General features: G+C 43.2%; 11 protein-coding genes. 2 read left to right on the top strand and 9 right to left on the bottom strand.

Features of this window, described 5'->3' with window-relative positions; all coding sequences use genetic code 11:
- Positions 1 to 15: 15 nt before the first annotated feature.
- From FTV25_RS05270 to FTV25_RS05230, 9 genes are all read right to left on the bottom strand, one after another.
- Complete coding sequence (locus tag FTV25_RS05270) at positions 16 to 801, bottom strand: helix-turn-helix domain-containing protein (protein WP_179992375.1); 786 nt, start codon at positions 799 to 801, stop codon at positions 16 to 18.
- Positions 792 to 1565, bottom strand: a complete 774-nt coding sequence (gene pilW, locus FTV25_RS05265; RefSeq protein ID WP_373683619.1) for a type IV pilus biogenesis/stability protein PilW — start codon at positions 1563 to 1565, stop codon at positions 792 to 794. The genes FTV25_RS05270 and pilW overlap by 10 nt, the downstream gene beginning before the upstream one ends.
- A gap of 41 nt (positions 1566 to 1606) precedes the next feature.
- Positions 1607 to 2842, bottom strand: a complete 1236-nt coding sequence (gene rlmN, locus FTV25_RS05260) for a 23S rRNA (adenine(2503)-C(2))-methyltransferase RlmN (RefSeq protein ID WP_005232136.1) — start codon at positions 2840 to 2842, stop codon at positions 1607 to 1609.
- Positions 2843 to 2963: 121 nt separating this feature from the next.
- On the bottom strand, positions 2964 to 3395 hold the full coding sequence (ndk, locus tag FTV25_RS05255; RefSeq protein ID WP_004782097.1) for a nucleoside-diphosphate kinase: 432 nt from the start codon (positions 3393 to 3395) through the stop codon (positions 2964 to 2966).
- Positions 3396 to 3505: 110 nt separating this feature from the next.
- Positions 3506 to 3706 carry a Fe-S cluster assembly protein IscX gene (iscX, locus tag FTV25_RS05250; RefSeq protein WP_005232138.1) on the bottom strand — a complete coding sequence of 67 codons (201 nt, stop codon included), beginning with the start codon at positions 3704 to 3706 and terminating at the stop codon, positions 3506 to 3508.
- Between the two features lie 88 nt (positions 3707 to 3794).
- Complete coding sequence (locus FTV25_RS05245) at positions 3795 to 4346, bottom strand: phosphatase PAP2 family protein (RefSeq protein ID WP_004782094.1); 552 nt, start codon at positions 4344 to 4346, stop codon at positions 3795 to 3797.
- 1184 nt (positions 4347 to 5530) lie between these two features.
- Positions 5531 to 6547, bottom strand: coding sequence for a ketol-acid reductoisomerase (gene ilvC, locus FTV25_RS05240; RefSeq protein WP_180002364.1), 1017 nt, complete (start codon positions 6545 to 6547; stop codon positions 5531 to 5533).
- A gap of 107 nt (positions 6548 to 6654) precedes the next feature.
- Positions 6655 to 7146, bottom strand: a complete 492-nt coding sequence (ilvN, locus tag FTV25_RS05235; RefSeq protein WP_004782091.1) for an acetolactate synthase small subunit — start codon at positions 7144 to 7146, stop codon at positions 6655 to 6657.
- Entirely contained in the window at positions 7143 to 8870 is a 1728-nt protein-coding gene (locus FTV25_RS05230; protein ID WP_004782089.1) for an acetolactate synthase 3 large subunit, read from the bottom strand. The genes ilvN and FTV25_RS05230 overlap by 4 nt, the downstream gene beginning before the upstream one ends.
- 682 nt (positions 8871 to 9552) lie before the next feature.
- Here FTV25_RS05230 and FTV25_RS05225 point away from each other — a divergent pair.
- On the top strand, positions 9553 to 9903 hold the full coding sequence (locus FTV25_RS05225) for a DUF4124 domain-containing protein (protein ID WP_034703208.1): 351 nt from the start codon (positions 9553 to 9555) through the stop codon (positions 9901 to 9903).
- 122 nt (positions 9904 to 10025) lie between these two features.
- Positions 10026 to 12662, top strand: a complete 2637-nt coding sequence (leuS, locus tag FTV25_RS05220; RefSeq protein WP_180002365.1) for a leucine--tRNA ligase — start codon at positions 10026 to 10028, stop codon at positions 12660 to 12662.
- Positions 12663 to 12802: the final 140 nt, after the last annotated feature.

Below are 12802 nucleotides of genomic sequence, written 5' to 3'. Positions count from 1 at the left end.
CCTATCTGCTCACCATTAACGTGATAAACGGAAATCTGCTTTTCCGTTAACCGTATAAGGTGACAATGCAATACTTTCATTATTTAAACTGAGTGATACTGCTGTCGCATCATCCAGTCGGATCTGGAATGGCGCTTCACCGCTCAGCTCTATAGTAGACGCTTGACGGCCAGTGGCCAGCACGTTACCGCCTGCATCTACAATATGCACAGAGGTTGGACGGCTAAAATCAAGCTTAAGCTGATCACCGGACATGGCAGCACCGGCATCCAGATTCAAAATCTCAACATCAGAAGAAGTGTCAGCAACTTCAGCATTATTTGAACTGCTTTCTGACCAGTTCTGGATCATGGCGACCAGTGCACCCAAGATCAGTACTACGACCAGCGCAATCAGACCGCGTTTTAACCATTTGCGGTTACGATCACGCTTTGATCCTGGCAATTTACCCATGATCTTGATTGGAGAATCTTTCAGAGCATGCGTTGCAACCATACCGGTATCATTGGCATAAATTTCATCAAAACGCTGAATCAGGCTAGAAGCATCGACACCGAGATATTTGGCATAGGTGCGGTAATAACCCTTAATAAAAGTCGCTTCAGGCAAGGATTTATAATCATCCTTTTCCAAGGCATTCAGGGTCTTTACCGGAATATTAAGCTCTTTGGCAACGTCTTCAAGCTCACGTTGCTGATTAATACGAATCTTGCGTAAGTACTCGCCTGGACGCTGAACATTTCCTAACGCGTTTGGAGCTACGCTCGAATTATTCGAATCTGAATTAGGATTTACTTCCATACGGCCTCAGTACTGTACTGTAATTGCAAATAACGTTGGTATTCCGGGCTTTCAGGGAACAATGCACGTAATTGATTGACCAAAACCTGCATGCCTAACTGATCGCCACTGGCACGCGCAGTGCGAATGCCAATCCAGAGCGCACGGGCACTCTGGTTTTTCTGCCCCACGCCACGTACAAACTGTTCATACATTTGAGTCGCGGCCGGGAACTGCTGGTTCAGATAAAAAATTTCTGCCAACTCTAACATTGATATATACGAAGCGCGATTAGCCTGTAGTGCCTGTTTGAATGATTTTTCAGCATTCGCCAGATCCCCCTGTTTCAGGTAAATCCGCCCCATATTTTCAAGGGCACGAAATCGCTGGTCATAACCTAAAGTTGCGCCAGCAATTTCGAACTGCTCAATCGCATCTTTATAGCGCTCAAGCTGATATAAATAGGTGCCGTAGTTATTTCGTGCCTGGGCATTCTTTGGATCTGCCGAAATTGCACGCTTGAAATAACCTTCGGCTTTTTCAAGATTAGGTTTACTGCCTTCCTGCTGAAGCAGCACCCCCATCATCATATTGGCTTGCGAATCACGCGGATTAGTTTCCAGTGCCTGATCCAGCGCACGTTTGGCTGAATCCAGATCACCGTTTTTAAGATATTCAACCGCCAACTGAGTACGAACCTTGGTGGCTTTTTCCGGATCCTTCTGACCTAGATCTGGCGTTTGACACGCAGTTAAAACCAAAGACCCACATACTACTGAAACCAAAGCAAGTTTAGATGTCAGACTACTCAATTGGCGACCTCTTGTTATCCTTGTGAGCGCATAATCTCATTGGACTGCGCAATTTTCTTTTTCCACTGTTCCGCACGACGGGTACGGTCAGCAACTTGTCCTACCAGTTGTCCACACGCAGCGTCGATATCATCACCACGTGTCTGACGAATCGTACACACAAAACCGGCATCAGACAAAGTTTTTTGGAAAGAAATAATCCGGTTACGGCTTGAACGGCCATATGGCGCATGCGGGAACGGGTTAAATGGAATCAGGTTAATCTTGCTTGGCAGATCTTTAAGCAGCTTGATCATCTGCTGGGCATGTTCAGGTTTGTCATTTACGCCATCCAGCATTACATATTCGATAGTCACGTGCTTACGCGCACTTTCATTACCATCTTTAGTGATGTAGCGCTGACAAGCGGCAATAAGCTGCTCTAGCGGATATTTTTTGTTGATTGGCACCAGTTCATTACGCAGCTCGTCATTGGTTGCGTGTAATGAAATCGCCAAAGCCACATCAATATCTTGCGCCAACTGGTCAATTTTCGGCACGACACCAGATGTTGAAAGCGTTACGCGGCGTTTAGACATGCCATAAGCAAAATCATCCAGCATAATGCGCATAGAGTTTAATACAGCATCATAGTTCAGCAATGGCTCGCCCATGCCCATCATCACCACATTGGTCACTGAACGCTCACGCTCAGCCACAGGCACTTCTTCCATATAGGAGTAGTTGGCCATCCATAACTGACCAATGATTTCAGCTTGAGTCAGGTCACGCTGGAAACCTTGCTTACCGGTTGAACAGAATGAACAGTCTAGGGCACAGCCCACTTGTGAAGAAATACACAGGGTCTTACGTGAACCAGTTTTATCCTCTGCCGGAATCAGGACAGTTTCAACCAGAGAGCCATCACCATCACCGACACGGAACACCCATTTACGGGTACCGTCTTTGGAATAGTTTTTATGCACTACTTCTGGCGCTTTAATTTCACAAATCTTTTCCAGTTTTTCACGCAGCTTGCCCGAGATATTGGTCATCTCGGCAAAATCAGTCACGAAATACTGATGAATCCATTTCATCACCTGACCGGCACGGAACTTCTTCTCGCCCATATCTTCGAAGAATTTTTCCATTTGCGGACGTGACATGCCTAGTAAGTTCACTTTTTCCACAGAATTTTGCTGTGCAGGAGTGGACGGAGATTGTTGCTGTGCATCAGAAACTGCTGATGTAGCGACCACTTCAGTACTCATGTGTATACCTAAACCATGTCTAAAGATGAAAGGAGAAGCTCAATATCTGAGCAAAGAATTATTCAGAGAATAAAAAAACCAGATAAGTATAATAACACTTATCTGGTTTGAATACTGCGTATTAACGAGTACGTGGAGCAATCTCAGTTTGCGCGAAGAAGTAGTTAATTTCGCGGTCAGCAGATGCTACAGAGTCAGAACCGTGAGCAGCGTTTTCGTCGATGCTTACAGCGAAGTCTGCACGGATTGTACCAGGAGCAGCTTCTTTAGGGTTAGTCGCGCCAAGGATGTCACGGTGAGCAAGAACAGCGTTTTCGCCTTCAAGAACTGAAACAACAACTGGACCAGAAGTCATGAATGCAACTAGGTCACCGAAGAAACCACGTTCTTTGTGCTCAGCGTAGAAGCCTTCAGCTTCAGCTTGAGTCAGGTGTTTCATTTTAGTCGCAACGATTTTAAGACCTGCTTTTTCGAAACGAGCAAAGATGTCACCGATGTGGTTTTTAGCAACTGCGTCTGGTTTTACGATAGATAATGTACGTTCAATAGCCATGATTGGCTCCTTAAGTCAATTGTTGACATGAAAATTTGCCGCATTATACCGAATAATGGACTTTTTTCTGCCTTTAAACTGTAAAAAAATTGCTTTTTTCAAACTGGCAATTAACGTGCTTCGTCAATCCATGCCATTTGAATGGCTTCCAGAAGCCCTTCGGTTGATTTGGTTGGATCGTCTTCAAAATCAGGAAGTGCACATACCCAGGCATGCAGGTCGGTAAAGCGAACCCATTGCGGATCCACGTCTGGATGCGCTTCATACAATTCAATCGCGATATCGAGGGTATCTGTCCAACGTAAACCCATATCTATTCCTAAGCCTATTTACTGTGATGTAGTACTTTAGCAAATTTGCAAAATTCTGCGAGCCTTTGCCAGATCATCTCGTGATTTTTTACAACATGATATTAAAAAAAGGTGCCGTAAATACAATCATGGTGGCTACCAGTGCGCCTAATATGGCTCCTACCGCCACATCACTTGGATAATGCAAGCCTAAAACCATTCGAGAGATCGCAACTAGAATGGCAAATGGCAACATTAAAAACAGCAAGAAAGGCACGATATAACCCAGCACGATGGTCACCATCACTGCATGCAAGGTATGTCCCGAAGGAAAACTAAAATGATCCAGCGGATGCTCACAGAGCCGAATCACCTGATGCACCTGATAAGGACGTGGCCGTACTGTTTTGGTTTTTAGCAGTTTATAGATCAAGGTTCCGACCATACTACCAAACACCAGATAAACAATCTGCAAGGTATACATCAAACCCTGAATCAGCCAGACGGCAATCAGCATCAAATACCAGAATACGCCATTGCCCAACCGGCTAATGATCTTAAAAAAAGCTGCAATGCGTTCTGAATGTGAAAAATGATTAAGATAAATGCAGCCTTTTAAATCAATTTCTAAAAATTTTAATTTTGCATTCTGAAATTTCATTGTAGAGCTCTTATTGTTTTATGCCCTGTATTTCAGGTTTGGTACGACTGAAAAATAGAGCTTGTTCAAATTGACGCATAAGATAATCGCCATTCACCTTTTTAGTTTGTTAATGTCCGCATCCTTCTGTAATCGTTATAAATCGCTTAATTCAGACATCTAACAGATGAATTCTTGCCACTATCCCACCCTACTCAGCCAACCTGTCCGATCATGTTGCACCTGTAAATAGTACATCCATGATCATTAGCGATCACTGCTCTACCGCTGGCCATCGCCTCCTGCACTATATTTTTAACCTTTCAATCCGACCTATCCCTGAACTGTTAATAGATGATTTATGTGTACTGATATTTATTGAAATAAGTTTGGATCACCACATTCAATTCATTCTTTAGGAATAATTATCTAGCCTTTAACAAAACCTGAGAAGGATCGATTGTGCTTCGAGTATAATGCAGTTATAACACCCAAGACTTTGGTGAAAATGTATCTATGAGCCACTTTCTGCCTTGGTCTTAATCAAAATTTGGTTATTCCCAGGCATTTAAAAGTTAATGAGATATAACTATCCATACTTTTGATCAAGTATGAAATTAAGGTGTGACTGTTTTATGAATTGATTTATGGGAGCTTAGCATTTCTTACATTATCAAACTTGCTGATGCTTTATGTCTGTTCCATCTACCTTTTCAATTTCTTTACTATACTTATGCTCAACTAATAACCGATTAAATACCTGATCCATGCCAATGAATTCAACTTGTAAAATAGTTGCCATTTTTGAATATGATTTATTTTTTGAGATAACCTTTTATCTTCAAATCCCCAGTCAACCAACAAAGCTGCTCTAAGCAATAAAATTAAAATTAAAATTAAAATTAAAATTAAAACAGCTAACCACAAACTTAATGAAAGCCAACTACCCCACAATACATCACGATAAATAATTGTTTGGATTTGCTGCCATGAAGTTTTGGTATTTTTTAATTCGAATGCATATTGCTCAAACTCTTGATCACCTACTCCTACTTCAGTCCAAGCATAGATATGATTTTCTATATTAAAAATTCAGTTCGATCTTTCATCTTATCTTTTTATATTTATTTAAATTATTATTCCATTATATAAAAAACCCACTCTAGTGAGTGGGTTTTCGCATTCAAATCAAATGATTCAAGAAATTAGTTTTTCTCTTTATCAACGATTTTGTTTGCTTGAATCCAAGGCATCATCGCACGCAATTTAGCACCAGTGACTTCGATACCGTGAGCCGCATTTTGACGACGACGAGCAGTCATAGATGGGTAGTTCAACGCACCTTCTTGGATGAACATCTTCGCGTATTCACCAGATTGGATACGTTTAAGCGCATTACGCATTGCTTCACGAGACTGTTCGTTGATGACTTCAACGCCAGTTACGTATTCGCCGTATTCAGCATTGTTAGATACTGAGTAGTTCATGTCAGCGATACCGCCTTCGAACATCAAGTCAACGATCAATTTAAGTTCGTGTAGACATTCGAAGTAAGCCATTTCAGGCGCATAACCAGCTTCAACCAGAGTTTCGAAGCCCATTTTAACCAGTTCAACAGCACCACCACAAAGAACCGCTTGCTCACCGAATAAGTCAGTTTCAGTTTCTTCACGGAAAGAAGTTTCGATGATACCTGTACGGCCGCCACCTACACCTGAAGCGTAAGAAAGAGCTACGTTACGTGCATTACCAGAAGCATCTTGGTGGATCGCGATTAAGTCAGGAACACCTGAACCACGTTGGTATTCAGAACGTACAGTGTGACCAGGAGCTTTAGGCGCAACCATGATTACGTCTAGGTCTTTACGTGGAACAACTTGGTTGTAAAGAACAGAGAAACCGTGAGCAAATGCTAGAGTCGCGCCTTCTTTGATGTTTGGCTCGATCACGTCGCGGTAAAGTTGAGCTTGGAACTCATCTGGAGTCAAGATCATTACTACGTCAGCTTGAGCTACAGCAGCAGGAACTTCAGCAACTTTAAGACCAGCGTTTTCAGCTTTTTTCCAAGAAGTAGAATTCGCGCGTAGACCAACAGTTACGTCAACGCCAGAATCTTTAAGGTTAAGCGCGTGTGCGTGACCTTGTGAACCATAACCAATGATTGCTACTTTCTTAGATTGGATAATAGATAAGTCGCAGTCTTTATCGTAAAAAATTTGCATTGCTGTCTCCGCTTAAATGCTTGTGTGTCCGTTTCATCAGGCAATGATCCTTGATCACATTGCCTGAAGCCCCCTTCTTATTAGAATGAGGAAATAATTTAAAAAATTTAGATGGTTAGTACTTTTTCGCCGCGTGCAATACCCGACACGCCTGAACGCACTACTTCCAAAATCGTGTTTTCTGCTAATGCGTCAATAAAACCGTCGATTTTTTCAGTCGTACCTGCGATTTGAATCGTGTAAGTTGTTGGCGTTACGTCAACCACCTGGCCACGGAAAATATCGGTCGTACGTTTGATTTCATCACGGGTTGCGCCTAAAGCTTTCACTTTGATCAGCATCAATTCACGTTCAATGTGTGCACCTTCAGACAGATCCACCACTTTAACCACTTCTACCAGCTTGTTCAGCTGTTTAGTGATCTGTTCGATCTTGTGATCATCACCATAAGTCGTCAAAGTCAGACGTGAAAGTGTTGGGTCTTCAGTTGGCGCAACGTTCAATGTTTCAATGTTGTAGCCGCGTTGTGAGAATAAACCCACCAAGCGAGAAAGCGCGCCTGCTTCGTTTTCTACGAGTACAGAGATAATATGTCTCATTTCGTGCGCTCCCCTTTTGCTAACCACATATCCTGCATCGATTGACCCGCAACTAGCATTGGATATACGTGTTCTGTACGGTCAACCATTACGTTAATAAATACGCACTTATCATTGATTGCCATCGCTTCTTCAAGCTTAGACTCAAGCTCGTCCGCATGGTCAATCTGAATACCCACATGACCATAAGCTTCCATCAATTTTGCAAAGTCAGGTAAAGACTCTACATAAGAGCTAGAGTGACGGCCTTCGTAGTTCATGTCCTGCCACTGTTTCACCATACCCAAGGCACGGTTGTTCAGGCACAGGATTTTCACGTTCAAGCCATATTGCTTACAGGTAGAAAGTTCCTGGATACACATCTGAATCGATGCTTCACCAGTAATACAAACTACTTGCTGATCCGGGAATGCAAGCTTAGCCGCCATTGCATATGGCAGACCAACACCCATCGTACCTAGACCACCAGAGTTGATCCATTGACGAGGACGCTTATAGCGATAGTGCAACGCGCCGAACATCTGGTGCTGACCAACGTCAGACGTGATGATCGCTTCGCCATTGGTGACTTTGTCTAGAGCACGAACCACTTGCTGAGGCTTCATTGAGCCATCAGTCGGTACATCGAACTTCAAACCATGAACCTGACGCCATTCATCAATCTGTTTCCACCATGCCGCAATCGCTTCAGGATTTGGCTTGGACACATTCATTTGCTTCAACTGGTTCAGCATTTCGTTCAGCACAGGTTCTACTGCACCCACGATTGGAATGTGCGCCATGATGGTTTTAGAAATGGTCGCCGGATCGATGTCAATGTGAATGACTTTGGCATTCGGACAGAATTTCGCCGGGTTATTGGTTACACGGTCATCGAAACGCGCGCCTACACACAGAATCACGTCTGCATTGTGCATGGTCATGTTGGCTTCGTAAGTTCCGTGCATACCCAACATGCCGATGAATTGTGGATCATCGCCCGGGAATGCGCCAAGACCCATCAGGGTATTCGTAACTGGGTAACCCAATAGATGTGCAAGCTCAGTTAATTGTGCTGAAGCATTGCCCTGAACCACACCACCGCCTGAGTAAATGACTGGGCGTTTCGCATGAATCAGTTCATCAATCGCTTTACGGATTTGACCTGAGTGACCACGATATGGTGGTTGATACGAACGCATCTTCACTTTTTCAGGATATTCGTAAGCAAATTTCTCTGCTGGGTTGGTTGCATCTTTAGGAATATCAACTACAACTGGACCTGGACGGCCAGATGACGCGATATAGAATGCTTTTTTGATAATTGAAGGAATTTCGCTGGCATGGCGAACCTGGAAGCTGTGCTTCACGATTGGGCGAGAAATACCGACCATATCAGTTTCTTGGAACGCATCCTCACCGATCAAATGGCTTGCAACCTGACCAGACAGGATCACCATTGGAATGGAATCCATATAAGCCGTTGCAATTGGAGTAACGGTATTGGTCGCGCCTGGGCCAGAAGTGACCAGCACAACACCAGTTTTACCTGTTACGCGTGAGTAAGCATCCGCCATGTGGCCGGCAGCTTGTTCGTGACGTACGAGGTAATGATTAATTTTGTCTTGTTGAAATAGCGCATCATAAATATGCAGTACTGCGCCGCCTGGATATCCAAAAACATGTTCAACGCCTTCATCCGCTAATGCGCGAACGAGCATTTCACCACCAGATAGAAGTTCCAACGTGATTCACCCTATATTATTCACTGCACAAATGGGAGGCATTTGCAGTGTTCATTCATTAACTGTCTGCACTGTTATAGCACACAAATTTCATAGTTTTCAAAGCAATAGGAATAAAAAATCCGATCTACCTGCTGTTCGAGCAATACAAGATCTAAAACATGTTGGGGTAAACATATTTTGTTCGCTTTGTTCAATTTTTCGGCTAGAAAAATTGCCCATTGCATGACATGACACTTATTCGAAGGGTGATCGATCTAAGGCATATAAAACTATTGCTGCATTCTTGTGTTTTCAGCCTTTAAAGTCAAGTTTAAAAAACAGGCTATTATTGTTTATACGTCTGAAATTTGCTGCTTTTACAGACAATTTCGACTTTAACTATGATTTTTAGCTTTAAAATTTTAATTTAAATTAATAAATTTCATATACTTAAAACTTTAATTTTATAAATTTTTAATATGTCTTATATAAAAAAATTGAATGAATTTTTAAGAAATTCAATGCAACTGTTTATAAATAAATTTCTTTTTATATAAAATTACTCTTTTTAGGTATCAGCTCAAAATATTAAGATCATTACTGATCACAAAATTAATTGAATTAAAAATCATCTTATGGCAAAAAATTCTCTACAATAACAACCCTATTTAACCGCTTGAAATTTTCAGGACTTTTACTCATGAAAAGATCTTTCCTGACCGCATTAAGTTTTGCCACTACGTTTGTTTTAGGTGTAGCAAGCAGCTCTGCTTTAGCGATTGAATATTATAAATGGGTCGATGCCAAAGGCGTGACTCACTACACTAAAACCCCGCCTCCTAAAAATGCCAAGCACAAAAGCAAAGTAGAAACCTATGGCTGGACCAATTCCGCGCCTACTCCAGCAAGAACAACCGAAAATGAGAACCGGACCGAAACGGGTAACTCAAACTCATCTGCACCTGTGCCTGTCGTTTCTGAAAATGAGCAGCAACAGCGTGAAGCCAATGAAGCTTTACAACGTGGTCAGTCTGAGCGTGTAGCCTTCTAATCATACTCGTCTGCCAATTTAGATTTTTCCTGCAGAATACCATCCGCAAAATTCACTTTTAGGTGCATTTTGCGCTATGCTGTGCCTTATATTTTTTTTAACCGTTCTCTTGTATTACGTATATGACTACTCACATTGACTCAGAATATCAAGCCAGTGCGATTGAACCTCAAGTCCAGCAGGACTGGGAATCTCGCAAAGCCTTTAAAGTTGCCGACACTGTAGAAGGTCCACGTCGTTATATCCTCTCGATGTTCCCTTACCCAAGTGGCAAACTGCATATGGGTCATGTGCGTAACTATACCATTGGTGACGTGATCAGCCGCTTTCACCGTTTAAAAGGTGAAACTGTATTACAACCCATGGGTTGGGATGCTTTCGGTCTTCCTGCGGAAAACGCTGCAATTGCACACCAGGTCGCTCCTGCAAAATGGACTTTCGAAAATATTGATTACATGCGTAATCAGTTGAAGAAACTTGGCCTGTCTGTAGATTGGGATCGTGAATTCGCAACCTGCACACCAGAATACTATCGCTGGGAACAATGGCTATTCGTTCAGCTTTATAAAAAAGGCCTGATCTACCGTAAACTTTCTACAGTCAACTGGGACCCAGTAGACCAAACAGTTCTTGCCAATGAACAGGTTGAAAATGGTCGCGGCTGGCGTTCAGGTGCATTGGTTGAGAAACGTGATATTCCAATGTACTACTTCCGCATCACTGATTATGCGCAAGAATTACTGGACGATCTTGAAACATTAAAAGACGGCTGGCCACAACAAGTCCTGACCATGCAACGCAACTGGATTGGTCGCTCACAAGGTATGGAAATCACCTTCCCTTCAGCGAATCCAGACGTGTATGCAGACGGTTTAACTGTATTTACCACGCGTGCCGACACATTGATGGGTGTGACCTATGTTGCTGTGGCAGCAGAACATCCAATGGCGCTAAAAGCAGCTGCCCTCCAATCAGAAGCAGGCAATCCTGAACTTCAAGCATTCATCGAAGAATGCCGTATGGGTTCTGTGGCAGAAGCGGATCTTGCGACTGCCGAGAAGAAAGGCATGGCAACAGGCCTTTCTGTAAAACACCCTGTCACAGGTGAAGAAGTTCCAGTCTGGATCGCAAACTACGTACTGATGTCTTACGGTTCAGGTGCGGTGATGGCAGTGCCTTCACACGATGAACGTGACTTCGAATTTGCCAACAAATATGGCTTAACCATCAAGCAAGTCATTGATGCCAAAGGTGCAGAAGATACAGACTTTGACGCAACTCAATGGCAAGAATGGTACGGCTCTAAAGACGGTAAACTGGTTAATTCAGGCGAATTTGACGGTTTAGACTTTCAAGGCGCATTTGATGCATTCTTGGCGAAACTTGAACCACAAGGTCTTGCGAATGTAAAAGTTCAATTCCGTCTACGTGACTGGGGTGTATCTCGTCAGCGTTATTGGGGTTGTCCAATTCCAATGATCAACTGTGACAAATGTGGTCAAGTGCCGGTACCTGAAGATCAACTTCCTGTGGTACTTCCGACTGACGTTGTTCCAGACGGTTCAGGTAACCCACTGAACAAGATGCCTGAATTCTACGAAACCACTTGTCCTTGCTGTGGTGGCGATGCACGTCGTGAAACAGATACGCTCGACACCTTCGTAGAATCATCTTGGTACTATGCACGTTATGCATCTCCAGACTTTACTGATGGCATGGTAAAACCTGAAGCAGGTCAAACTTGGCTTCCTGTAAACCAATACATCGGTGGTGTTGAACACGCGATTCTGCACTTGCTCTATGCACGTTTCTTCCACAAATTGATGCGTGACGAAGGCGTGGTACAAGGTAACGAGCCGTTCACTAACTTGCTCACTCAAGGTATGGTGCTTGCGGATACTTATTACCGCGAATCTGAATCAGGCAAGAAAACCTGGTTCAACCCTGCCGACATCGAACTTGAGCGTGATGAGAAAGGTCGCATCACTTCTGCGAAATACAAAGGTGATGGTCAAGATGTCATCGTTGGCGGTCAGGAAAAAATGTCGAAATCGAAAAACAACGGTATCGACCCGCAAGCGATTATTGACCAATACGGCGCAGATACTGCACGTGTGTTCATGATGTTTGCTGCACCACCTGATCAATCACTTGAATGGTCTGATGCCGGTGTTGAAGGCGCAAACCGCTTCCTGAAACGTGTATGGCGTTTGGCAACCGGTTTCCTTGAAAAAGGTAATACCGCGACTGAGTTTAATAAAGCGAAACTCTCTACAGCTGCGCAAGATTTACGCCGTAAGACTCACGAAACCATCCAGAAAGTGGGTGATGATATCGAACGTCGTCATGCATTCAACACTGCCATTGCAGCTATGATGGAACTGTTAAATGCGAACAACAAATTTGAAGCGAAAGATGATAATGACGTTGCTGTAGCTCGTGAATCGATCACTACGCTTCTTACATTGCTTGCTCCATTTGCACCGCACTTAAGCCAGACTTTATTGGCTCAGTTTGGAATCGAGTTAACTCAAGCACAGTTCCCACAAGTGGATGAATCTGCATTGACTCGTAATACCCAAACGATTGTGGTTCAAGTGAACGGTAAGCTTCGTGGCAAACTTGAAGTGTCTGTGGATGCATCGAAAGATGACATTCTTGCTCAAGCCAAAGCATTGCCAGAAGTTCAGCAATTCTTGACTGGTCCAACCAAGAAAGAAATTGTGGTGCCGAATAAGTTAGTGAACTTGGTGGTTTAATTTCCTTGAAGCCTCCTTGAGCAAGATATAAAGCACTGCTTTATATTGAAGCGCAAGAAAGGGAGGTTTGGAAGGATTTAATCTCCCCTAACCCCTCTTTAATAAAGAGGGGAATTCCCGTCCATATATAAAAAATGGGT

The organism is Acinetobacter sp. YH12249 (genome assembly GCF_013417475.1).
Lineage (GTDB): Bacteria > Pseudomonadota > Gammaproteobacteria > Pseudomonadales > Moraxellaceae > Acinetobacter.
Note: the sequence above shows the minus strand (reverse complement) of the source record. Positions and strands in the feature narration are given on the sequence as shown.